This is a genomic window from Streptococcus parasanguinis, assembly GCF_000963275.1.
GTDB lineage: Bacteria > Bacillota > Bacilli > Lactobacillales > Streptococcaceae > Streptococcus > Streptococcus parasanguinis_B.
The window spans coordinates 817920-841345 of record NZ_JYOW01000001.1; the positions used below are offsets into that span (position 1 = coordinate 817920).

The window sequence follows — 23426 nt, forward strand, 5'->3', positions numbered from 1 at the left end:
ATGATTCTCCTTTTTCATAAATAATAACCTTGATCACACAGAAAAGAGGGAGCGAGACGAAATCATTTTCAAAGAAAATCATTCCTGCCCCAGTCCCATCTGTATTCTTATTTATTATATCAAACCAGTCATAAAAGTAAAGCAAAAGAGCAGGTTTCCCCGCTCTTCACTTGAATTATTTCGTGCGTTTGAGTTTTGCATTTTTAAGAATCATAAGATCCCCTTGGTTGCTATTACTTAACTTAGAAAGATCAAATGTCAAATAGTCACCATCGACCTTATATGTAATCTTTTCTCCACTACCATCATTTGACGAGATTGTTTTCTCTTTTTGATTGATTTTGACATCATAAGATCGCTCATTCTTTTGACCAGCGACTTCACCCGCGATGCTGAGGGTTCCTTTAGAATCTTTGATCTTAATAGAAACTTCAAAATTAATAACGTCTCCAATAGACTCTAATTGACTACCTGATAAGCCCTGCTCCTCAAGAATTTTCTTGAGTTCAGTTTTTGATGGTTTGTAGACATAAGTCCCATTATCACTTTTGGCACCACATGCCACCAAGAGGACGGCTGCAAAAACTGCAACGAAAGCTAAAAGAATACGTTTAATATTTTTCATAATCAATCTCCTAATGTATTTTATAATGAGATTTTACCACTATTTTCATACCGATTCAAGATGTTTTAAAGAAGAAAAAGAGCAGATCCCCTCTGCCCTTCTCTTGTATTATTTTGTACGTTTGAATTTAGCGTTTTTGAACATTTCCAAAGCGGCCTCATGACCTGAACTCTTTTCACCAGATAAATCAAAAGTGAACACATCGCCTGAAACTTTGTATTTAACCTTCTCACCTTCACCTGTTTTAGATTGAAGAGTTTTCTTTTGTTGGTCAACTTTCATATCAAATGATTGGTCAGTCTTTTGTCCCATCATTTCACCTTTAATTTTAAGGCTACCTGTTTTATCTTTAATGGTCACTGAAACTTCCAATTTAACATTGTCGATCAATGCATCTACACTTGAACTTGGAGCACCTTGTTCTTCAAGGATTTCCTTCACTTCAGTTTTTGATGGTTTGTAGACATAAGTCCCGTTATCACTTTTGGCACCACATGCCACCAAGAGGACAGCTGCAAAAACAGCTACTACAGCCAAAAGAATACGTTTAAAGTTTTTCATAACTTCTCCTTTTTAGTTAGATTCACCCTATTATATCAACAATTCAGACACACGGCAATGAAATATTACAAATGTAATACTCTTGTAATATATTTATCAACTAATATTAAACGATTAAAAATGCAGGATCCGTACCTACCATTTCTTTTATTTGATCTTTTTAAATTTCGCGTATTTTATGAAATTTATATAGGTGTCGGAATTACTCATGCCAGAATCACTTACATCTTTAATTGTTAATACCCCACCAGAAATTTGATAAGTAATTTTAGTCTTACTATATTCACTTTCCAATATAATTGTTTTAGTTTTTTGATCAACCTTAAAATCATAGGGTAGATTGGTATTTTGAACATTTGATTTTATCTGAACCTTTATGAGGCCTGTTTTGTCCTTAATGATTATCGAAACCTTAAATTTATAATCATCTGAAATGATATAAGCAAGTTGACTTGGTAGCATCTCCCTCACTTCTTCTGTTGAGGGTTCGAATACATAAGTCCCATTATCACTGTTTAGACCACAGGCTACCAAGAGGACTGCTGCAAAAACAGCACCTAAAGCCAAAAGAATCTGTTTGAAAATTTTCATACCTTCTCCTTAGTTCATAGAATATCCCTATTATAGCAACAATCTTGTTGTATCTCAATGAAATATTTGATGATACAGGGCTTGTAAAAATCATAAAAGAAAGAATGCATAAAAAAACCGAGGCCTAAACCTCGGTTTTCATTTTGATTGGAAACTCTATTACTTAAGAGTAACTGAAGCTCCAGCTTCTTCCAATTTAGCTTTAAGTTCTTCAGCTTCAGCTGCAGCAACACCTTCTTTGATAACGCCAGGTGCACCATCAACAAGTTCTTTAGCTTCTTTAAGACCAAGACCAGTGATTTCACGTACAACTTTGATAACGCCGACTTTCTTGTCGCCTGCAGATGTCAATTCGATATCGAATGAATCTTTAGCAGCACCTGCGTCAGCAGCACCAGCTGCAGCAACAGCTACAGGAGCAGCTGCAGTTACACCAAATTCTTCTTCGATAGCTTTTACAAGGTCGTTCAATTCAAGGATTGAAGCTTCTTTAATTTCAGCAATAATGTTTTCAATGTTCAATGCCATTGTTATTTCCTCCAAATAAGTTTTAATTTTATGTTTTTATTTTTTTGTAGCTAGGCTACGCTGCGTAGCTTAAGATTAAGCTGCGTCTTCTTTGTTGTCTGCAACCGCTTTGACTGCAAGAGCAACGTTGCGCACTGGCGCTTGAAGTACAGAAAGGAGCATAGAAAGAAGTCCTTCGCGGTTTGGAAGAGTTGCAAGTGCAAGAATCTCTTCTTTAGATGCGACAGCGCCTTCGATTGCACCACCTTTAATTTCAAGTGCTTCAGCGTCTTTTGCAAAATCGTTCAAGATTTTCGCAGGTGCGATAACATCTTCGTTAGAAAATGCTACTGCAGAAGGTCCAACGAATACAGATGCAAGATCTTCAAGACCAGCTTTTTCAGCTGCACGACGCAAGATTGAGTTTTTGATAACTTTAAACTCAACTTCGCTTCCGCGAAGGTTGCGACGGAGAACTGTATCTTGCTCAACTGTCAAACCGCGAGAATCTACAACGACGATTGATGCAGCAGCTTTCATTTTTTCAGCTACCACGTCAACAAGTTCCGCTTTTTTAGCAATAATTGCTTCACTCATTAGTGTGTTCACCTCCGTAATTATTTTGCTTGGGGAATTTTTCCAAAAGAAAAACGCGCCCAAACCTAGACACGAAAGTACAATACGCTTCTTTTAATTGATACGTTTTGTCCTCGGTAGGATCTTTATGAGTCGAGCTCCCCTACTGTCTTAGGCAGTTTTTTCAAACCGTAGATTAGTTTATCATATATAAAAAAAGAATGCAAGTACTTTTGCAAACTTTTTTTATATTTTTTAATCGTTATAAAGACTCTTAATATTATTCAACCAAGCATAGGCTAGTCCCATGAGGACCCCTCCTCCTACCCAGTTGGCAAAGAAGGTTACGCTATAATGACGTAAAATATTTAAAAACTCAAAATGTGGCAATTGGCTAGAAACAGAATTAAAGCTCAATAATGAGAAGGAAGCAAAGTTTGCAGCCAAGTGTTCATTGGTCATAAAGACAAACATATAAATAGCAGAGAGGGCTAAGAGCACCTTGGCTGTTTCATCTTTAAAATATAGATAAGAAAGAATAGCAATATTTACAAAGATATTGGCAATAATCCCTTCAAAGAAAACCACTTGATTGCTTCGTTGGAGTTTATTTTCTGCCACCGTAGCTAGGAAACCTTTTGGATCAATATGTGCAAAGGCAGTTGTTTGATTGAAAAGAAAAGCGACGATTAAAGCACCAATTAAATTAAAGAAGGTACAATAAAGAAGAATTTCCAGAGCTTTCTTCCAATGAATCTTCTTTAGATAGGTACCCGCCGTCAAATACATCATATTTGAGGTGGTTAATTCCGCATTTAAGAATAAGAGGTAAACCAAGCCCCAGGCAAAGATGAATGGAAATAGAAAACGACCCAATCCAGGTACAAAAGTATTTAATAAGTCAGCTGCAACTGCTCCGACCGCCGTACTTAAAGTAAGAAATCCTCCAGCAAAAATAGAACGGACTGCATAGCGCGTTTTAGATTTCTGATAGAGATCTTCCTTCTTATTACACGCCGCTCCTACTTTTTGAATGAAATTAGATTCAGACATACTATTCTCCTTATATAATGTTTGTGAATAAAATCATTATAACATAGAGAGAAAAGAATGAAAAGGTTTTCAGGGAGAATTATTATTTTTTCATCACATACGTTTTATATCGAATATCACTGTGTGCTAAAAACAAATAAAAAAACAGGCATCTGCCTGTTTTAGTTTTAATAATTCAAACGGTTCGCCCAAGCGATATCCAAATTCAAGATTTCTTGTGAAGTGAACTGTTGACGATATGGATTGTATACCGAACCTGTAATACCACCTTGAACATTTGGTGAATCGTATTGAGTTAAATTATAAGTTTCAATGATGTTATTAAGTTTTGCATAGTAGCTTGTGTCTGTCGCATAAACCCCTGTCAACGCTGCTGTTGCATCTTGATAACTAGAGGTGTTGCTCTTCCAAGCACCTGCAAAATGTCCTTGTTTCAAAACAGCTACATAGTCTTGCAATGATTCATAGTAAGATGGGTAAGAACGAAAAGCGTCATTAATCGTATAGGCATTTCCAGCACCGTCATCTTCCCAAGTTTGCATCACTGCGGATTGACCAGCATAACTTCCTTTAATCCCGAAAAGGTTGTAATGTGGATAAGAAGACAAGCCAGACTGACCTGATCCACTTTCAAGGATAGCTTGTGCGATCATAACGGAAGCATAAAGGTCATTCTCTTGACCGAGCTGACGAGCTGACTCACCAATTTGTGAGATGAAAGCTTCAGTAGGGTCTGAATAAGCTTGGTAAGTTCCATCATTAGCGCCAACTGATGTGACGTGCTCGCTCATGGCAGCAGCAAATGTCCCCACTGCTAATACAGAAACGAACAAACCAAATAATTTCGTTTTATTCCGTATTTTCTTTTTCATAATACAATTTATCTCCAATTAATTTTTTATCATCTTTTATCTTTATAGAGATTATACCATATAAATAGAAGAAAACAAAGGCACTTATATTACACTTGTATTACAATTGCGAGATAAATCCAAAACAAAAATGACATTTTCATGTCATTTCAATTTATTTCGTAAAACGCATTTTCTAAAATAGCATCCCATGACTCCTCTAGTCCTTCCCTGGTTACAGAAGAAAAGACGATAAAGGTGTCAGCTGGATCAAAATCTAGTTTTTTCTTGATGATCGATTCGTGTTTGTTCCATTTTCCACGCTGAATCTTATCTGCCTTAGTCGCTACCAAGATTACGGGAATTTCGTAGTACTTTAAGAATTCATACATCTGAACATCATCTGCTGAAGGTTCGTGTCGAAAATCAACTAGGCTAACGACTGCTTTTAAGTTCTCCCGGCTAGTGAGATATTCTTCGATCATCCTCCCCCACTTCTCGCGCTCTTTTTTAGAGACACGTGCATAGCCATAACCAGGTACGTCTACCAAACGGAGTTTATCATCAATATTGAAGAAATTGAGCAATTGGGTTTTTCCTGGTTTACCAGATGTTCTGGCTAGGTTCTTTCGATTTAAGAGAGTATTAATAAAAGAAGACTTGCCGACATTTGATCGACCGGCAAGTGCAACTTCTGGAATCTCATCTTGAGGATAATGACTCTTATTTGCAGCGCTTAAGAGGATATCCGCATTATGTGTGTTAATTTCCATATTTTATCTTTCTAGGCTGTTTCAAGAACTGGTTTTTCTGTTCCGTCAACAGCTTCTTTTGTGATTCGGACAAGTTTTACATCTTCTTGACTTGGAATTTCAAACATGACATCCATCATGGTTTCTTCAATAATCGAACGAAGACCACGAGCTCCAGTCTTTCTTTCAATAGCTTTATTCGCAATCTCTTGAAGGGCTTCATCGTCAAATTCCAATTCAACATTATCATAAGAGAGCAAGGTTTGGTATTGTTTTACCAAGGCATTGCGTGGCTCTTTTAGAATACGGACAAGGTCGTCAACCGTCAATTGCTCAAGAGCCGCAAAGACTGGAAGACGTCCAATCAATTCTGGGATAATTCCAAATTTTTGAATATCTTCTGCTACAATTTCTTGCATGTAAGAGCTGGATTCATCGATGGCTTTATTGTTCTTACCGAAACCGATGACTTTTTCACCGAGACGTTGCTTAACAATTTCTTCGATTCCGTCAAAGGCTCCTCCTACGATGAAGAGAATATTCTTGGTATCCACTTGGATCATCTCTTGTTGAGGGTGTTTGCGTCCCCCTTGTGGTGGAACACTAGCGACGGTCCCTTCGATGATCTTCAAGAGAGCTTGTTGCACCCCTTCACCAGAAACGTCACGTGTGATCGAGACATTTTCACTTTTCTTAGCAATCTTATCGATTTCATCGACATAGATAATGCCTCGTTCTGCACGCTCGATGTTAAAATCAGCCGCCTGAAGAAGTTTCAAGAGAATGTTTTCAACGTCTTCACCCACATAACCAGCTTCTGTCAAGGCTGTTGCATCTGCAATGGCAAATGGGACATTCAAGCTACGTGCTAAGGTTTGGGCCAAGAAAGTCTTACCTGAACCAGTAGGGCCAATCATGAGGATGTTTGATTTTTGCAATTCAACATCTGTCTCGTCTTCGCGCGTATCGTGGAAGTTGATGCGTTTGTAGTGGTTGTATACCGCTACAGCAAGGGCACGTTTTGCACGATCTTGACCGATCACATAGTGGTTCAAGATATTGAGCAATTCGATCGGTTTTGGAACTTCGCTAAGGTCTGCAAGAACTTCTTCTGCTAGCTCCTCACGGATAATTTCTTGTGCTAACTCAACACATTCATTACAGATAAACGCATTGTTTCCTGCAATGATTTTTTGGACTTCATCTTGACTCTTTCCGCAAAATGAACAATAAACCATCATATCATTATTTTGATTCGTTGGCATGTATTTCCTCTTTCTGTCATTTTCTGTTTCTATTTAGTTTAAAATAAGGTCATGTAAAAGGCGTGAATGGAATTCACAAGATTGGTAAAAGCATTTAGTAAGAATAAAATAGCGAGGCCAAACCGTTTTTTACGAAAGGTTTGTAAGGCGCAAATCAAACAGATGACGCATAAGACAGCTGTAAAAAAACCAAAGACACTTCGCTCCATTAGTCTAAATCCTTTCTCTTATAATAGTTGACCGTGAAATCGTATGGATTTTTCTCATCTTTTGAATGGGGAACTTGACTGACTTTTTCATAGTGACTCTTTTCAAATTTTGGTGCAAGTGTATCTCCATCAATCGTTGCATGAATCATGGTCTGGATCAATTCTTCTAACTGGTCAGAAAAGAGCTTTAAAATCTGACTGCCACCGATAATATAAAGATTCTTCTCTTGGTTCTGGTACCAGTCCAAGACTTCTTCTTTGCTGTGCATGACGAGTACAGCATCGTTTTCAGGATCATAGGCTTGATCTTGCGTTAAGATAATGCTGGTCCGACCTGGTAGAACCCGTTTTTTCATACCATCAAAGGTCACTCTTCCCATGAGAATCGCTTGCCCCATGGTTGTTTCTTTGAAATGCTGAAGCTCAGCTGGCAGGTGCCAAGGCATCACTTGGTCCTTTCCAATAATGCCATTTTCAGTTTGAGCCCAGATACCAATTATCTTTTTCATTCTCTCATCCTTTACACTGATACTTCTATTTTATCAAATTTTCTTATAAAAGACTGATTTCAACTATCTAGTTTGGAGGATATTTTTTAAATACAAACAGAAAAAAACCGCGAGATTTTCGCGGTTTTTCTTAGCCACAAGTTAGCTTAGTCTTCTTTTTTGCGTTTTGCAAATCCGAATAATGACAGACCTGCTAAAGCACTAAAGATTGCAAGACCAGCAGTAGAAGATTCTTTTGTTCCTGTGTTTGGAAGTTGTGCAGTAGGATTTTGTGGATCGATATACTTCACTTCTTCTTTCGTTTCTGGAACGACAGGAATCGTTGGTTCTTCTGGTTTTGGTTGTGGAGTAGGTTGTGGTTCTGGTGTTGGTTGCGGTTGTGGTTGTGGAGTAGGCTGTGGAGTAGGCTGTGGCTGTGGCTCTGGTGTCGGAGTTGGATCCGGCATTGGAGTTGGTGTCACAGTCTTCTTGTAGATATGTTGAGTGTTTCCATCTTTATCTACAACAGTCTTCACGAAGTCATAACCTGGGATATCCTTCTTCGGTTGTTCCCCATCTTCTGTTGGGTTACCTGGGATTGGGTCCCCATTTTCGTCTACATATGAAGTCGTAACTTTTTCATAGACGTGTTCTGTATCACCATTAGGCAATTTCTTCGTTTCCACAAAGCGGTAACCTGGAATTTCAGCTTTTGGTTCTTCTCCATCAACTGTAGGATATCCTGGGATTTCCTTACCTTCTTTATCAACAAACTTAGTGATTGGAAGGACAGTTGGTGTGTAAGTTGCAGAAGCTTTTGTTCCGTTCACATCTTCACGAACCACTGTCACTGCTGGTGCAGTTCCTGTGAATTCAGGTTCTGGTGTGAAGGTTACAGTTCCGTCTGCTGCCACTGTGTAAGTACCAACACCTGGAATTTTCTTCGTAGTTGAACCATCTTCAAATGTTGCTGGAACTTTGTCATTCATTGGTACACGGCTATCACCTTCTGTGAAGGTTGGTTTGCCTGTTTGGGTTTGACCCTTCTTACCAATTGAAGTAACTGGCTCTGCAGTTGGTGTAACTGGTGTTACAGTTGGTGTGTAAGTAGCGGTAATTGGTGTACCGTTCTTATCAACACGTTTCACTGTTACGCCTGTAGCAGTTCCTGTGAATGATTTTTCTGGTACGAAGGTTACGGTTCCGTCTGGAGCAACTGTGTAAGTTCCTTCACCTGGAATAACCTTAGTTGTTGAGCCATCTTCAAAGGTTGCTGGAACTTCATCATCCATTGGCACACTTGGGTTACCAGGCGTGAAGCTTGGTTTACCTGTTTGGGTTTGACCTTGGATATCTGTAGATGTTGCAGGATCAGCTGTTGGTGTAACAGGCGTTACGGTTGGTGTGTAAGTTGCAGTAACTGGAGTACCGTTCTTATCAACACGTTTCACGGTTACGCCTGTACCTGTTCCTGTAAATGATTTTTCTGGTACGAAGGTAACTGTTCCATCTGGAGCTACTGTGTATGTTCCTTCACCTGGAATAGTCTTAGTTGTTGAACCATCTTCAAATGTTGCTGGCACATCATCATCCATCGGTACATCTGGGTTACCTGGTGTGAATGTTGGTTTGCCTGTTTGTGTCTTACCTTGAATATCTGTTGATATTGCTGGTTCTGCTGTTGGTGTTACCGGAGTTACAGTTGGTGTGTATGTTGCAGTAACTGGAGTACCGTTCTTATCAACACGTTTCACTGTTACGCCTGTACCTGTTCCTGTGAATGATTTCTCTGGTACAAATGTCACTGTTCCGTCTGGAGCTACTGTGTAAGTTCCTTCACCTGGAATGGTCTTCGTAGTTGAACCATCTTCAAAGGTAGCTGGTACATCATCATCCATTGGGATTGCAGGGTTACCAGGTGTGAAGCTTGGTGTACCTGTTTGAGTTTTACCTTGGATATCTGTAGATGTTGCAGGATCAGCAGTTGGTACAACTGGAGTGATCTTCGGTGTGTAAGTTGTCTCAGCAACAGTTCCATTTGTATCTTTACCTTGAACCTTAACTGGAACAACATCACCTGAGTAAGATTTATCCGTTGGTGTGAAGGTCACAACACCTGTTTCTTTATCAACGGTGAAGGTACCAATTTCTTTACCTTCTGGTGATTTAGCAACTACAGATTCTGCTGGTTGACCATTTTCATCAAGAAGAGTAATGGTATCCTTGTCGATTGGTGCAACTGGGTCACCTTCAGTGAAGTTTACAGTTCCAGTTTGAACCACACCTTGAGGTGCTTCTGATTCAGCTGAACTTGCTGTTGGAGTTACTGGTGTTACAGTTGGTGTGTACTTAGCAGTAACTGGAGTACCGTTCTTATCGACACGTTTAACCGTTACGCCTGTACCTTCTCCAGTGAATGATTTTTCTGGAACAAATGTTACGGTTCCGTCTGGAGCAACAGTGTAAGTTCCTTCACCAGGAATAGTCTTGGTTGTTGAGCCATCTTCAAATGTTGCAGGTGTATCATCATCCATTGGAACATTTGGATTACCTGGTGTGAAGGTTGGTGTACCTGTTTGCGTTTGACCTTGTTTGTCAGTAGATGTTGTATCTTCTGCAGTTGGTGTAACTGGTGTTACGGTTGGTGTATAAGTCGCAGAAGCTTTTGTTCCGTTCTTATCTTCACGAACCACTGTTACAGCTGGAGCAGTTCCAACGAATGATTTTTCTGGTACGAAGGTCACTGTACCGTCTGCTGCTACTGTGTAAGTACCAACGCCATCTATAGTCTTCGTAGTTGATCCATCATCGAAGGTTGCTGGAACATCATCGTTCATAGGCACACGGCTGTCACCTTCGGTGAATTTAGGTTTACCAGTTTGAGTCGCACCTTGGATATCTGTTGTTTCTGCTGGTGTTGCAGTTGGAGTTACTGGTGTCACAGTTGGTGTGTACTTCGCTGTGATTTCAGTACCGTTCTTATCCACGCGTTTCACTGTTACGCCTGTAGCAGTTCCAGTGAATGATTTTTCTGGTACGAAGGTTACGGTTCCATCTGGAGCAACAGTATATGTTCCTTCACCATCGACAGTCTTCGTAGTTGAGCCATCTTCGAAGGTAGCTGGAGTATCTTCATCGATTGGAACATTTGGATTGCCTTCCGTGAAGGTTGGTTTACCAGATTGTGTTTGACCTTGAATATCTGTCGATGTAGCATCTTCAGAAGTTGGAACAACCGGAGTAATCTTCGGTGTATAAGTTGTTTCAACTGTAGTTCCATTTGCATCAGCTGCTTGAACCTTAACTGGGACAACATCCCCTGAATAAGATTTATCTGTTGGTGTGAAAGTAACTACACCTGTGTCTTTATCAACTGTGTATGTACCGATCACATCACCTGCTGGTGATTTCGCTTCTACTGATGCTGCTGGTTGACCATTTTCATCAAGAAGAGTAATGGTATTCTTGTCGATTGGCGCTACTTCATCACCTTCAGTAAAGGTTACAGTTCCAGTTTGAACCAAACCTTGAGGTGCTTCAGATTCAGCTGGTGTTGCAGTTGGAGTTACTGGAGTGACAGTTGGTGTGTAAGTTGCAGAAGCTTTGGTTCCGTTCTTATCTTCACGAACAACCGTTACGGCTGGTGCTTTACCTGTGAATGATTTTTCAGGGACAAAGGTTACAGTTCCGTCTGCTGCTACTGTGTAAGTACCAACGCCATCTACTGTCTTAGTCGTTGAGCCATCGTCGAAAGTAGCTGGAACGTCATCGTTCATTGGCACACGGCTATCACCTTCAGTAAATTCAGGCTTACCTGTTTGAGTTTGACCTTGTTTACCTGTTGTTTCAACTGGTGTAGCTGTCGGTGTGACTGGAGTCACAGTTGGTGTATAAGTCGCAGAAGCTTTTGTTCCGTTCTTATCTTCACGAACAACCGTCACTGCTGGCGCTGTTCCGACGAATGATTTTTCTGGTACAAATGTAACAGTACCGTCTGCTGCTACTGTGTAGGTACCAACGCCATCAACTGTCTTAGTTGTTGATCCATCGTCAAATGTTGCAGCAACATCATCATTCATTGGTACACGGCTGTCGCCTTCAGTGAATACAGGTTTACCAGTTTGTGTGGCACCTTGGATATCTGTTGTTTCAGCAGGTGTCGCAGTAGGTGTTACTGGAGTTACAGTTGGTGTGTAGGTCGCAGAAGCTTTAGTTCCATTCTTATCTTCACGAACAACCGTTACGGCTGGTGCTTTACCTGTGAATGATTTCTCAGGGACAAAGGTTACAGTTCCGTCTGCTGCTACTGTGTAGGTACCAACGCCTTCTACTGTCTTAGTTGTTGAGCCATCGTCAAATGTTGCTGGAACATCTTCGTTGATTTCAACAGTTTTCTCAACGCCATCAACAGTCACAGTTCCACCCTTGAATTCAGGTTTACCTTTTTGAGTTGCACCTTGAATGTCAGTTGTTTCTGCTGGAGTTGCAGTTGGTGTTACTGGAACGATTTCAGGCGTGTAAGTTGTATCCACCTTGATACCGTTTGAGCTTTCAGCTTGAACCTTGGCTGGTGTGACTGCGCCAGTGTATGACTTGTCAGTCGGTGTGAAGGTTACTTGACCAGTTGTAGGATCGATTGAGTAAGTACCGATTTCAGTCGTACCATCAGCGGCATAAGCTGGTGTACTTGTCACTTCATTGCCATCATTATCCAAAAGCGTGTAGCTATTGTCTTTAATGGTAATAGCTTTATCTTCACCGTTTACTTGGACAGTAGTTCCTGCAAAGGTTGGTGTACCGGTTTGAGTTGCACCTTGAACATCTTTAGAAGTTGCAGGGCTTGCTGTTGGAACTGCTGGCACAACAGTTGGTGTGTAGGTCGCATCTGAAGTAATGGTTGCAGTCTTACCATTACCATTTGTAATAGTAGCAGTTGCCTGAACAGTTACTCCTTTTGCAGTACCAACAAAGTCTTTTTCAGGTGTGAAGGTCACCGCTCCTGTAGTAGGATCGATTGTATAGCTACCTTCACCTGCTACTGTTACAGTTGTTTCATCAGTTGGTTGACCAGTTGCTGGATCCACCAATTTCTTGCTGGTGATTTCAGCAGTCTTGTCGTTACTCAAATCAAAGGTTGGTGTTTGGGTTTGAGGAACGTTTTGAATGTCCGCAGAAACCTTGTCTGTAGGAGTCACTGTGATTGGAGTAACCGTTGGTGTGTACTTAGCTGTTGCTGTCTTAAGGTATTCATCACGGACGGTTCCGTCTTTATCTTTTCCGACAGGAGCTGTTACAGATACGGTAACACCTTAAGCTGTACCTGTGAATCCTGGTTCTGGAACAAAGGTTACTTTACCAGTAGCATCATCAATGCTGTAAGTTCCTTCACCTGCTACTGTTACAGAGGTTGCATTGGTTACTTGACCAGTCGCTGGGTCCACCAATTTAGCAGGGTATTCCAAGCTTGGAGTGACAGAGATCTTTTCGCCATTAGCATTCGTTGTAGTTGTGTTAAAGGTTGGTGTACCAGTTTGAGTCGCACCTTGGACATCTGTTGAAGTCTTATCTACCCCTTCAATTTCCGTTGGTGTAACAGTTGGGATATAAAGACCATCCATAGTATTCAAAACAGTATCTACATTGGCTTCGTCAGCTGGGAATTTTGTTGACCAACCCGTATCGTAGCCATTGCTGTCTGTACGACGGATAGAGATTCCATCAGCTGTTCCAAGGAAGTGATCTTCTGGGATGAATTCCACATCTACATCTTTACCATTACCAGTAACTTTGTATTTACCTTGACCTGGCACGACATAGTAACCTTCAGCATCCAAAGTAGCTTTGTTACCATTAGAATCAACAATGTAAGGTTCAATTGTTTCGTCAATTTTAGCTGGCTCAGTTAAGCTATAGCCTTGCAAACCTCGAGCGGTAAAGGCTACAGTAGCGGTTTGTTTTGCACCTTGAGGGCCAGTTGTTTCTTTAAATTCCCCTTTTGGTGGGTGAGTGATTTGAGTCTTAAAGTCTTCAACCTCACCAGAGAAAGCCATACCCGTTGGGCTTTCAATCTCCTTATCATTCTTTGCGATACGGATCCGAACACCCAATTCATTGACACTAGGATCAATATAGGTTTTACTCTTTGTAAATTTTAACGTAGCCGTCCCATCTTGAGTAATAGTTGTTAAATCAGAACGTTCATCTTCATCGAAGGTTCCGTTTTGGTTGAAATCTATCCAACCATAGATGTTAGCTTTGGCTGCTCCATCCGTATGAGCTTCCACTGAAATGGTGTAATTACCTGGACGTGTCCGGTCCATCTTGATCAGCTCATTGGTTTTCCCTTTGAGATCATTTGGAAGTAATTGGTCGATGCCTTCATCCGCAGTGGTCGCCTTGTCATCACCCGTCCAATCAAGCGTATTGTTTTCATCCATATCAGGGCTTAAGTGACCTAGATAAGGTTGGTTTACTTTCTTACCTGTTACACCATCAACAGTTGCAATAGAGTGGATCGCCTTACCGTAAGATGCTGGCGCATCTCCTTCATCAAGCGGGAAGAAGCCAAGCATGGCTGATTGTTTACCTGAAGATGCAATATACAAGCCAACTTCGGACGCTCCACGTGTCATAACAAGGGGAACAGCAGCAATACTTGAAATATTTGGTCCAAAGACCCCAGTTCCGAGACCTGCAGTTGTTAAATCAGCACTTCCAAAGTACTTCCAAGCAACCGCTTTTTTACCTGGCCCCACTTGATCTGAGCGTCGAAGTAGGTCAAGGTTCGTCCTATAGTAACTCATGCCATCTATATTAGTGGCAGGGTTTGGACCGAATAAATTGTCTGTATCTTGTGGAATATAAGTTTTATTATTGCCCTTAGGCCATTCACCAATATGTTGCCATCCTTCTCCGTTTGTGGTGAATAGTACCATTTCACCAGGGTTAGCGGACTCACCATCCGCCATGACAATGGCAGGTTTGACCACTTTTCCACGGAAGGTCGCAGAAACTTCAAACTGAACACCGATATTCCCACCTTCAAGTTCTGAACTGATAGTAGTTTTCTTTTTGTCACCAGTATCAATACCTTCTTTTTTAATTTCAGTCCAACGGTTTTGAGCTTCGGCAATAACTTTAGCTTCTTCACCAGCAGCAAAAGCTGCTCTCGTAGCAGGTGTATTAGAAGCATTCCCATAACCATTTCTGGCATTTGGATCATAAGTTGCTTTTTCAGCAGCTGTCGCTCCTCGGTCTTCAAGGCGCTTTTTGTAGATCTCTGTCGCTTGGAAAGGCTTCAAAGATTTTACCTTGATGGTTACCACATAGCCCGGCATGATTTCCTTGGTATAAGTAGAACCTACTTGAAGGGCAAGGTCCCCTTTTGATGTTGTAGTAGTCCCTGTCCAGTTAGCCGTATCCCCAAAGTCCAACCATGAGATTTGGCTGGCTATATCTTTAGCATTGATATTTGTTGTAAAGCCTGGTTTTTCAACTTTCGGAGTTGAAGTTGCGTCTACAACATCTGCCCCAATCAAGCTTGGATCATTGGTATCACCCAATGCACGACGATTACGACGTTTAGGACCAGAAGTTTCGGCTGTCACAGCAGGAGTTTCAGTAGCTGGTGCTTCGACACCTGCAGCCACTACTTCTTTCTTATCTGTTGTAGCTGCTTCTGCTGCCTTGATTTCTGGTGTAGCTGCTTCTAATTTTGGTGTTGCAGCGGTTGATGTTTCCGGTGCAGTCGAGGCTGCAGATGCTGCTGTGCTTGTGCTACTTGCTTCACTAGTTGAAGCAGGTGCTGTTGATGTTGCTGGTGCAGTAACAGCTGGGTTTGCTTCATACGTTGTCGCTGCTGTACTCGTTGTTGCAGCTGTTGATGCTGCTGAAGTTGCTGTGGCTGTTGAAGTTGCGGGCGCTTCTGACGCTGTTGCAACTGCTGCTACACTTTCACTTGTCGTATCTGTCTTTTCTTCTGCGGCTGCACTTGCGGCTGTCCCAACCATGACAAGTGTTCCCAATAGTACAGAGCAAACACCCACATTCAATTTACGAATTGAGAATCTGCTAATACGATCATTAAATAAGTCTTTCCCCATCTAATGGACCTCCATATTTATCTATAAATTAACATTCTTTTTAAAATTGTTTAGTTTTTACAAACCTTATCTATTTTAACAAAAACCGAACGATTTTCAAAACATATTGACTCAAAAATGAGTAAAAATTTTTAGCTAAAATTGTTTTAATTCTAAAAGGATTTTACCAATTGATCAAGGTATCAAAAAACCTTGATTTATTACTAAATGGCAAGATCGAACTTCAATTGTGGCTTCACTGGATCGTAATCGACCAGTTCAAAATCTTCTGGTTTGATGTCAAAGAAATTGGTTCCATCTGGCACATTCAAGACCAGGTGTGGCTGACAATCTGAAGGCTCGCGACGGAGTAACTCTTCAGCCTGTTCAAATTGATTATCATAAATATGAAGGTTATTAATGAAGTAAAAGAACTTTCCAACCTTCCAGCCAAAGTGCTTGGCAATCATCATCTGAAGAGCTACATATTGCATGGCATTGATATGGTGGGCTACCAACATATCATTTGAACGCTGGGTCAGGGTAGCATCTAGATAAATCTCTCCATCAACCCGCCTCACGTCAAACATGGTTTGAAATGCACATGGTAAGAGTCCGTCGGTCTCCTCAAAGGCATCATAATCCCAGAGCGAGATAATATTGCGGCGATTCCAGGGATTGGCTTCTAATTGTTTGAGGATTTTATTGGTAATGTCATGCTTTTTGACCACAGCACCATAGCGTTGACCAATAGTACGACTATCCCCTACTTCCCAGTCGTTCCAATAATGGACATTGTATTTATCTTCTAACAGGTCTAAGCTATTCGACTGATCCTGGTAGATCCAGAGCATCTCTTTGATGGCTGATTTAATCGCGATGGGACGAAGGGTCGTGATAGGAAACTCGCCTTTTGAGAGATCAAACTCCATAAAGGCTCCCGTGATGTACTTGGAGTTGGCCGTTCTACCATCCTTGTATTTAGGTCGGGCCTGTTCAGACCAAACACCTTCTTCCATGATTTTCCGAATATACTCTTTAAAAATGGTATCTGCTTTTGTCATATCTCCTCCTTTAATCTACTATTGCTTTCATTATATCACAGGATAAAGAAAAAAGGAGAGGCAAATCTCCTTTTAATCTTATTGTAATACAAGGGATGCAGCACCGATCACACCGGCGTCATTTCCCAAAGTAGCAAGTGCCAATTGAGTAGATTCACGCACTTGTGGGAATGAGTTTTCTTCAAAGACCTTGCGCACACCGTCCAAGAGGAAGTCTCCAGCAGCGGAAACCCCACCACCGATAACAATCTTAGATGGGTTCAAGGTTGAACCGATGTTAGCAGCAGCAAGTCCAAGATAACGTGAGAAGTTCTTGTAGACGATCAAAGCAAGAGCATCGCCTTCTTTTGCCAGGTCAAAGACCGTTTTAGCCGTTACTTCTTCTCCGTTGTCGATCAAGACTTTCAATTGAGAGTCCCCTTCGTACTCATCGGCGTAACGACGAGTCAAGTTGACGATACCAGTTGCTGAGGCAACCGTTTCAAGACAGCCTTTTTTACCACAGGTACATTGGATTGGATCATCAAAGTCAACAGTGATGTGACCAAGCTCACCAGCAGCTCCACGTACACCATGCAAGAGACGACCTTCAGCAACGATACCACCGCCGACACCTGTACCAAGTGTCATGAAGACGACATCTGGTTGGTTTTCACCAGCCCCTTTCCAACGTTCACCCAAAGCAGCAACGTTGGCATCATTATCGATAAAGAATGGAATATGAAGGGCACTTTCGATCTTTTCTTTGACTGGTTGAAGGGTCTTCCAGTTCAAGTTGTAGGCACCGATAACTGTACCTTTTTCACGGTCAACGACACCAGGTGAACCCATTCCAATTCCTTGGAACTCAGAAGCATCAAGCCCAAGCATTTTCAAACGATGCGCGATGGATTCGATCATATCATCTACGATATGGCTACCTTCATCCAAGATATTTGTTTTAATAGACCATTTTTCTTGAACTTCCCCATCCAAAGTAAGGATGGCAAACTTAATTGAAGTTCCTCCAAGGTCAATCCCAATAATTTTTTTAGACATCTGTAACTCCTTTCATACTTGTAAACACTTACAGATCTATTATATCAGACTTTTTATCAAACGCAAAGGTTTGCACGTAACTTTTCTTAACTTTTTAACAAAAGACTAAAAGATTGAAATCCTAGAAGCAGGAAAATCAAGCCAATAATATTTAATAGAAAGACGCTAATCGAAAGCGGACTAACGATTAAGAACAATCCAATAAAGAGTTGTAGCAAGGCAAAGAAAATATAACGCTTGGACAGTTCTTCAACCTTCCTCGAGTAGAAATTGGCTTTTCGGAAGTTTAAAATCGAACGATAGATCAGCCAAATTCCTAAAGTGACTGGAAAGACAATCGGCAAGGTTTTGTAGCCATAGAGCAGTAAGTAGACTGCAAAAACCAAGGCGACCATACTGTGGAAGAGCTGTTGCTGCTGAATGATACCAGCTTGCCGCAATCGGTAATAGCGTGAAAAACGCGAAAGGGAGATTAAAAAGAAACCACAGGAAATCAACCAGCTAAACGAGCCAATGTGCTCAATCGGATTGATAAACAAGACGATACCGATAATGGTAAAAATAGTGGCTGAAATCCCAAGGGATATCCGGTTCAATTGATTCATAGGGCCTCCTTATTCATCTAATTCGCTCAGGTATTCATAGCGATCGTACTTCTCAAGCAATCGCTCATTTTCCTGATCCAATTCCTTTTGAAGGGCTGACAATTTGCCAAAGTCAGAGCCGTTTTCATTCATTTCCACTTCAATCTCTGCGATCCGATTTTCAATGGCTTCGATATCTGCTTCAATGCTTGCCCACTCTTGCTTTTCCATGTAGCTCATGCGTTTCTTCTCTTCTTTTGGCTTGACAGGTTTCTCTTTTTCAACCTTGTGACTGGCCGTTACTTGAGCTGCTTCAAAGGCTTTTTCATCCAGGTAATCCGTATAATTGCCAAAGAACTCACGAATTCCCCCATTTTCAAAAGCAAGGATCTTGCTTGCGACTTTGTCTAGGAAATAGCGGTCGTGGCTAACGGTAATGACGGGACCTCCAAAGTTTTGAAGGAAGTTTTCCAAAACCGTCAAGGTTGCGATATCCAAGTCATTGGTTGGCTCATCGAGGAGAAGTACATTGGGTTTTTCAATCAAGAGTTTTAAGAGAAAGAGGCGCTTCTTCTCCCCACCGGAGAGTTTTTCGATCAAGGTTCCGTGCATAGAGCGTGGGAAGAGAAATTGCTCCAAGAGATCTGCAATTGATGTCGTTCCAACGGTCGTCTTCACTTCCTCAGCAACTTCCTGGAGGAAATTAATCACGCGCTTGCTCTCATCCAAACCATCGATCTGTTGAGAGAAATAAGCCACCCGAACGGTTTCTCCGATAATGACTTGCCCAGACTGAGGCTGCAGTCGCTCAGCGATCAAATTAAGTAGGGTGGACTTGCCGACACCATTATCCCCGACAATCCCGATGCGGTCCTTATTTTGCACCAAGAGGTTAAAGCCCTGTAAAATCGGCTTGTTTTCAAAAGCAAAACTCACATCTTTAAACTCGATGACTTTCTTTCCGATCCGGCTGGTCTCAAAGTTCATCTCCAAATCCGTCTGGCTGCTTTGACCAGACAAGTCTTGTTTGAGATCATGGAATCGATTGATCCGTGCCTGTTGCTTGGTCGCACGCGCCTGGGGTTGACGCCGCATCCAGGTCAACTCCTGCTTATAGAGTTGCTGCTTCTTATGAAGAAGGGCTGCATCACGCTCGTCTTGCTCAGCCTTTAAGCGAACATAATCCTGGTAGTTGCCCTGATACTCGATCAAGCTAGCTCGATCCAACTCAAAGATCCGTGTCGAGATATTATCCAAGAAATAGCGATCGTGGGTAATGAAAAGCACAGTTTTCTTAGAGTTCTTCAAGAAATTGGTCAACCATTCGATGGTATCAATGTCCAGGTGGTTGGTTGGCTCATCTAGTAAGAGCAGGTCGTGGTGAGACAGCAAAACTTGTGCCAGTTGCACCCGACGACGCAAGCCCCCAGATAGATCCCCAACTTTGGCGTTCAAGTCTTCAATTCCAAGCTTAGAAAGGACTGTCTTAACCTGACTCTCGATTTCCCAAGCATTGAGCGAATCCATCTCCGCCATGACCTTTTCAAGACGGGCTTGGTTCTCTTCTCGGTAATCCGCCATCAAGAATTCATAATCGCGAATGAGCTGCATTTCACGCAAATCACTAGACAACACCGTATCCAGAACCGTCTTTTGATCATCAAAGTCAGGTTCCTGCGTCAAGTAGCCAATCGTATAATCACTCTTGGCAGAAAAAGGACTCACATCGCCATCAAAGCCAGAGCGACCTGACAATACATCTAACAGCGTGGTTTTTCCAGTCCCATTGACCCCGATCAATCCAATCCGATCCAAGTCGTGAATGATAAAGGAAATCTCACGAAAGACGGTCTTATCTCCGACAGATTTGGTTAATTTATCGACAATAAAATCGCTCATTTTTCCTCCTCTTTTGCTTGCTGGATATAGGCAATGATGGCCTCTTTTTCATTGGCCAGCTCCCCATCGACAATGGCATATTCAATTTTTGTCAAAATCTCTCCCAAGGCTGGACCTGGTTGAAAACCATATTCTTTGATCAGCATGCCACCATTGACCACCACTTCATGCTTATCATGAATGGTCAAGCTATCATAGACACGCTCAATGGCCAAATAATCCACACTCAAGGCATAAGCTTCACGGAGCTCTTCAGCAACCAGTAACAAACGTTTCTCATACTTGTAGCAGGCACGCTTGTCTAGGCTTCCATTTTCTCGGAGCTTTAGAATCTCCACGATCTGCTCCACCGTCTTAGCAAAGTCTCTAGAGGTCTTCCATTTCTTAAAGAATTTTGGAATATCTTGAATCTCTAGTGCTAAGACCAAAGCAGCCCAGGCTTGCTCAGAAGTTGAAAAAGTATATTCCAACTCTGTGTCAAACAAACGCTCGATCGCTTCTTTACGATCCTTCATCTCTGGCAGATAGTGATAGGCTCCACTTGCTAGCATAGCCTCCAAGCCCTGTCTCCAGTATGGAGAAAGCAAGAGTTTATCAAACTCGATAAAAGTGCGCTCTACTGAAATCTTCTCTAGTAAGGGAGCACACTCCTTCATGGCATCAAAGGTTGCCTCTTCTAATTCAAAGCCGAGACTGGCCTGAAAACGAAATCCTCGCATGATCCGGAGCGCATCTTCATTAAACCGTTCGTGAGGAAGGCCAACCGCCCGAAGGACCTTGTTTTCTAAATCTTCTAGTCCATGAAAGAGGTCAACAATTTCTCCTTTTTCATTTAAAGCAAAGGCATTGACGGTGAAATCACGGCGCTTGAGGTCTTCTTCAAGTGAGCGTACAAAAGACACCGAGCTCGGGCGACGATAATCGACATAGACATCCTCCGTCCGGAAGGTCGTAATTTCATATTCTTGACCATTTTCAAGAACCAAGACGGTCCCATGTTCGATACCGACATCTACTGTTCGATCAAAAATCGCCTTGGTCTCTTCTGGGTATGAGGAGGAAGCGATATCGACATCGTGAATTGGACGATCCAAGAGGGCATCACGGACAGATCCCCCTACAAAATAGGCCTCAAAACCAGCTGCTTTAATCTTCTCTAATATTGGTAAAGCCTCCTGAAACTCAGAAGGCATCTTTTCTAATCTCATAGTAAGTGTTCCAAACCATAGACAAGCTCATGACGCTTGACAACTTCTTTAATCCCTAGATTTACTCCTGTCATGAAGGAAACACGATCATAGGAATCATGACGGAGAGTCAAGCCTTCGCCTTGGCTACCAAAAATCACCTCTTGGTGAGCGACTAGGCCAGGCAATCGAACCGAATGGATGCGCATCCCTTCAAACTCTGCCCCTCTTGCTCCAGGCATCAACTCTTCTTCATCTGCTGCACCTTGCTGGATCTTCTCACGCTTCTCAGAGATCAACTCAGCGGTCTTAATCGCTGTTCCACTCGGTGCATCTTTTTTCTTATCGTGGTGCAATTCGATAATTTCTACATTCGGGAAATACTTGGCTGCTTGCGCTGCAAATTGCATCAAGAGCACAGCTCCAATGGCAAAGTTCGGCGCGATCAAGCCACCCAAGCCCTTTTCACGTGAAAGGTCTGTCAATTCTTGGATCTGCTCAGGAGTGAATCCAGTCGTTCCCACAACAGGCGCAAAGCCATTCTCAATTGCAAAGCGAGTATTCTCGTAAGCGACCTTGGGCATGGTAAAGTCGACCCAAACATCTGCCTCTAGACCCACAACATCTTCTTTGCGGTTAAAGACAGGAACTCCTGCAACTTCTGTCTCATCAGTAAATGGATCGATCAAGCCAGCTAATTCTAACTCAGGATCTTCAGAAACCATCTTGTAGGCTGCTTGTCCCATTCTACCCTTGAAACCTGCGATAATGACTTTAATTGACATAGAATTCTCCTTAAACGATAGGGATATACCCAACTGCTAAGCTATGGTCACCTAAGTGCGTCCCAATAACCCCTCCAAAAGTAGCAAAAGGAATGTCTCCTTCCACTCCTTCTTCCATGAGTAGTTGGCGAAGTGCTTCTGCTTTTTCAGGGACATTGGCATGGATGACAAAGACTTGGTAATGACCATCTGCGATATCTGATACAACAATCTCTACCAAGCGTTTCATGGCTTTCTTTTCCGTCCGGACTTTCTCAAAGACCTCAATTACGCCTTCATCATTAAAATGAAGAATAGGCTTGATGCTCAAGAGATTCCCAAGAATAGCAGCCCCATTTGACAGACGGCCACCTTTAACCAAGTGGTTCAAATCATCCACCATGATATAGGCAGAGGTACCATCGATCTGGTGTTGGACATTGGCCACAATCTCATCAAAGGAACGGCCTTCACCAGCCCATTTCAAGCAGTCTTCTGTCATCATTCCTAGAGGAGCACTGGTAATTTTTGAGTCCGGAAATTCGACGGTCAAGCCTTCAAATTCGTCCTTCAAATATTGGATATTTTGGTAGAAACCAGAAATACCAGATGATAAGAAAAGACCGATAGCATGCGTATAGCCCTTAGCTGTCAAACCAGATAAGACTTCTTCTAACTCTGCCACACTCGGCTGGCTAGTCTTTGGCAATTCCTTAGACGCAGCCATCTTTTGATAGAACTCATCGTGTGTCAGGTTCTTCCCTTCAACATAAGACTCCCCATCGATATAGATCGGGATCTCTAAAATAAATAAGTCGTCGTGATGGAGCACCTCTTGCGGTAAATAGGCAGACGAATCCGTGATCACTGCTAATTTCATTGATTAAAACTCCAAATTAATACCCGGTAAATCAAGGGCAATTTCTGTAACTTCATAAGTCAAACGGTTGAGCATATCCAAGCAAGGACGTGCCAATTCTTCCACTTCGTCTTTGCTGAATTCGCTTGGTTCATTGACATAACGACCAAACAAGTGGTTAATTTGAGTGATGGTTCCACTGATCACAAAGCCGTCAAAAACGATCATGTAGCTCAAGATGACAATCAAAGACGTTGTATTTTGTTGTTGATCACGATTGATTAATTGAAAGTTTACATCTACTTTTGTTTCGGGGATGCCATTTTCTTTTTCCCACTCAAAATTACGAGCGTCATAGTGGTATTGGCTGACAAATTCTTTTTCACGTTGAATATCCATTTTTATTCTCCTAAAAATATGCGTTAGGCTTATTATATCATAATTCAGCTCAAGATACCAACGTAGAATGAGG

Annotated in this window: 20 protein-coding genes, 1 pseudogene and 1 other annotated feature; all 21 genes and pseudogenes read right to left on the reverse strand. The window is 41.8% G+C overall.

Annotation, left to right across the window (positions count from 1 at the left end; genetic code table 11):
* Positions 1–175 precede the first annotated feature (175 nt).
* Complete coding sequence (locus TZ97_RS04095; RefSeq protein ID WP_045759482.1) at positions 176–625, reverse strand: hypothetical protein; 450 nt, start codon at positions 623–625, stop codon at positions 176–178.
* A gap of 108 nt (positions 626–733) precedes the next feature.
* Positions 734–1186: a hypothetical protein gene (locus TZ97_RS04100; protein WP_003007432.1), complete on the reverse strand. Its 453-nt coding sequence runs from the start codon at positions 1184–1186 to the stop codon at positions 734–736.
* 147 nt (positions 1187–1333) lie between these two features.
* The gene (locus TZ97_RS04105) at positions 1334–1777 is read right to left on the reverse strand and encodes a hypothetical protein (RefSeq protein ID WP_045759483.1); all 444 of its coding nucleotides are present in this window, start codon (positions 1775–1777) and stop codon (positions 1334–1336) included.
* 159 nt (positions 1778–1936) lie between these two features.
* A complete protein-coding gene (rplL, locus tag TZ97_RS04110; RefSeq protein ID WP_045759484.1) occupies positions 1937–2305 on the reverse strand; it encodes a 50S ribosomal protein L7/L12 in 369 nt (122 codons plus the stop codon).
* 75 nt (positions 2306–2380) lie between these two features.
* A complete protein-coding gene (gene rplJ, locus TZ97_RS04115; protein ID WP_003001722.1) occupies positions 2381–2881 on the reverse strand; it encodes a 50S ribosomal protein L10 in 501 nt (166 codons plus the stop codon).
* Between the two features lie 38 nt (positions 2882–2919).
* Positions 2920–3054 (reverse strand) — a sequence feature (ribosomal protein L10 leader region).
* A gap of 61 nt (positions 3055–3115) precedes the next feature.
* Positions 3116–3913: a formate/nitrite transporter family protein gene (locus tag TZ97_RS04120; protein ID WP_045759485.1), complete on the reverse strand. Its 798-nt coding sequence runs from the start codon at positions 3911–3913 to the stop codon at positions 3116–3118.
* 167 nt (positions 3914–4080) lie between these two features.
* Positions 4081–4785 carry a glucosaminidase domain-containing protein gene (locus tag TZ97_RS04125; RefSeq protein ID WP_021153281.1) on the reverse strand — a complete coding sequence of 235 codons (705 nt, stop codon included), beginning with the start codon at positions 4783–4785 and terminating at the stop codon, positions 4081–4083.
* 149 nt (positions 4786–4934) lie between these two features.
* Entirely contained in the window at positions 4935–5537 is a 603-nt protein-coding gene (gene yihA, locus TZ97_RS04130; RefSeq protein ID WP_045759486.1) for a ribosome biogenesis GTP-binding protein YihA/YsxC, read from the reverse strand.
* An 11-nt stretch (positions 5538–5548) separates the two neighbouring features.
* Positions 5549–6781 carry an ATP-dependent Clp protease ATP-binding subunit ClpX gene (gene clpX, locus TZ97_RS04135; RefSeq protein WP_045759487.1) on the reverse strand — a complete coding sequence of 411 codons (1233 nt, stop codon included), beginning with the start codon at positions 6779–6781 and terminating at the stop codon, positions 5549–5551.
* A gap of 208 nt (positions 6782–6989) precedes the next feature.
* Positions 6990–7499 (reverse strand): dihydrofolate reductase, encoded by a 510-nt coding sequence (locus TZ97_RS04145; RefSeq protein WP_045759488.1) that lies wholly within the window; start codon positions 7497–7499, stop codon positions 6990–6992.
* Positions 7500–7645: 146 nt separating this feature from the next.
* Complete coding sequence (locus TZ97_RS11065; RefSeq protein ID WP_459542872.1) at positions 7646–11002, reverse strand: LPXTG cell wall anchor domain-containing protein; 3357 nt, start codon at positions 11000–11002, stop codon at positions 7646–7648.
* Between the two features lie 111 nt (positions 11003–11113).
* Positions 11114–12673 (reverse strand): annotated as a pseudogene (locus TZ97_RS11095) (CshA family fibrillar surface protein C); the annotation flags it as partial.
* Positions 12674–12787: 114 nt separating this feature from the next.
* Complete coding sequence (locus tag TZ97_RS11070; RefSeq protein WP_412179241.1) at positions 12788–15580, reverse strand: CshA/CshB family fibrillar adhesin-related protein; 2793 nt, start codon at positions 15578–15580, stop codon at positions 12788–12790.
* Positions 15581–15783: 203 nt separating this feature from the next.
* Complete coding sequence (locus TZ97_RS04155; protein WP_045759489.1) at positions 15784–16623, reverse strand: thymidylate synthase; 840 nt, start codon at positions 16621–16623, stop codon at positions 15784–15786.
* 78 nt (positions 16624–16701) lie between these two features.
* A complete protein-coding gene (locus TZ97_RS04160; protein ID WP_045759490.1) occupies positions 16702–17661 on the reverse strand; it encodes an ROK family glucokinase in 960 nt (319 codons plus the stop codon).
* A gap of 86 nt (positions 17662–17747) precedes the next feature.
* Positions 17748–18266, reverse strand: a complete 519-nt coding sequence (locus TZ97_RS04165) for a hypothetical protein (RefSeq protein ID WP_045759491.1) — start codon at positions 18264–18266, stop codon at positions 17748–17750.
* Positions 18267–18275: 9 nt separating this feature from the next.
* A complete protein-coding gene (locus tag TZ97_RS04170; RefSeq protein ID WP_045759492.1) occupies positions 18276–20144 on the reverse strand; it encodes an ABC-F family ATP-binding cassette domain-containing protein in 1869 nt (622 codons plus the stop codon).
* Complete coding sequence (locus TZ97_RS04175) at positions 20141–21352, reverse strand: CCA tRNA nucleotidyltransferase (RefSeq protein WP_045759493.1); 1212 nt, start codon at positions 21350–21352, stop codon at positions 20141–20143. The genes TZ97_RS04170 and TZ97_RS04175 overlap by 4 nt, the downstream gene beginning before the upstream one ends.
* Positions 21349–22116: a 4-hydroxy-tetrahydrodipicolinate reductase gene (gene dapB, locus TZ97_RS04180; protein WP_045759494.1), complete on the reverse strand. Its 768-nt coding sequence runs from the start codon at positions 22114–22116 to the stop codon at positions 21349–21351. Before dapB ends, TZ97_RS04175 begins: the two co-directional genes overlap by 4 nt.
* 10 nt (positions 22117–22126) lie before the next feature.
* On the reverse strand, positions 22127–22975 hold the full coding sequence (locus TZ97_RS04185; protein ID WP_045759495.1) for a DegV family protein: 849 nt from the start codon (positions 22973–22975) through the stop codon (positions 22127–22129).
* Positions 22976–22978: 3 nt separating this feature from the next.
* Complete coding sequence (locus tag TZ97_RS04190) at positions 22979–23353, reverse strand: DUF1149 family protein (RefSeq protein ID WP_009731099.1); 375 nt, start codon at positions 23351–23353, stop codon at positions 22979–22981.
* Between the last annotated feature and the right edge of the window lie 73 nt (positions 23354–23426).

What these genes read in the sequence shown, in the direction of transcription:
- TZ97_RS04185 (WP_045759495.1), bottom strand. Translation starts at nt 22,975, where the DNA reads ATGAAATTAGCAGTGATCACGGATTCGTCTGCCTATTTACCGCAAGAG.
- TZ97_RS04095 (WP_045759482.1), bottom strand. Translation starts at nt 625, where the DNA reads ATGAAAAATATTAAACGTATTCTTTTAGCTTTCGTTGCAGTTTTTGCA.
- TZ97_RS04190 (WP_009731099.1), bottom strand. Translation starts at nt 23,353, where the DNA reads ATGGATATTCAACGTGAAAAAGAATTTGTCAGCCAATACCACTATGAC.
- TZ97_RS04165 (WP_045759491.1), bottom strand. Translation starts at nt 18,266, where the DNA reads ATGAATCAATTGAACCGGATATCCCTTGGGATTTCAGCCACTATTTTT.
- clpX (WP_045759487.1), bottom strand. Translation starts at nt 6,781, where the DNA reads ATGCCAACGAATCAAAATAATGATATGATGGTTTATTGTTCATTTTGC.
- rplJ (WP_003001722.1), bottom strand. Translation starts at nt 2,881, where the DNA reads ATGAGTGAAGCAATTATTGCTAAAAAAGCGGAACTTGTTGACGTGGTA.
- TZ97_RS11070 (WP_412179241.1), bottom strand. Translation starts at nt 15,580, where the DNA reads ATGGGGAAAGACTTATTTAATGATCGTATTAGCAGATTCTCAATTCGT.
- dapB (WP_045759494.1), bottom strand. Translation starts at nt 22,116, where the DNA reads ATGTCAATTAAAGTCATTATCGCAGGTTTCAAGGGTAGAATGGGACAA.
- TZ97_RS04175 (WP_045759493.1), bottom strand. Translation starts at nt 21,352, where the DNA reads ATGAGATTAGAAAAGATGCCTTCTGAGTTTCAGGAGGCTTTACCAATA.
- TZ97_RS04105 (WP_045759483.1), bottom strand. Translation starts at nt 1,777, where the DNA reads ATGAAAATTTTCAAACAGATTCTTTTGGCTTTAGGTGCTGTTTTTGCA.
- TZ97_RS04100 (WP_003007432.1), bottom strand. Translation starts at nt 1,186, where the DNA reads ATGAAAAACTTTAAACGTATTCTTTTGGCTGTAGTAGCTGTTTTTGCA.
- rplL (WP_045759484.1), bottom strand. Translation starts at nt 2,305, where the DNA reads ATGGCATTGAACATTGAAAACATTATTGCTGAAATTAAAGAAGCTTCA.
- TZ97_RS04120 (WP_045759485.1), bottom strand. Translation starts at nt 3,913, where the DNA reads ATGTCTGAATCTAATTTCATTCAAAAAGTAGGAGCGGCGTGTAATAAG.
- TZ97_RS04145 (WP_045759488.1), bottom strand. Translation starts at nt 7,499, where the DNA reads ATGAAAAAGATAATTGGTATCTGGGCTCAAACTGAAAATGGCATTATT.
- TZ97_RS04155 (WP_045759489.1), bottom strand. Translation starts at nt 16,623, where the DNA reads ATGACAAAAGCAGATACCATTTTTAAAGAGTATATTCGGAAAATCATG.
- TZ97_RS04125 (WP_021153281.1), bottom strand. Translation starts at nt 4,785, where the DNA reads ATGAAAAAGAAAATACGGAATAAAACGAAATTATTTGGTTTGTTCGTT.
- TZ97_RS04160 (WP_045759490.1), bottom strand. Translation starts at nt 17,661, where the DNA reads ATGTCTAAAAAAATTATTGGGATTGACCTTGGAGGAACTTCAATTAAG.
- yihA (WP_045759486.1), bottom strand. Translation starts at nt 5,537, where the DNA reads ATGGAAATTAACACACATAATGCGGATATCCTCTTAAGCGCTGCAAAT.
- TZ97_RS04170 (WP_045759492.1), bottom strand. Translation starts at nt 20,144, where the DNA reads ATGAGCGATTTTATTGTCGATAAATTAACCAAATCTGTCGGAGATAAG.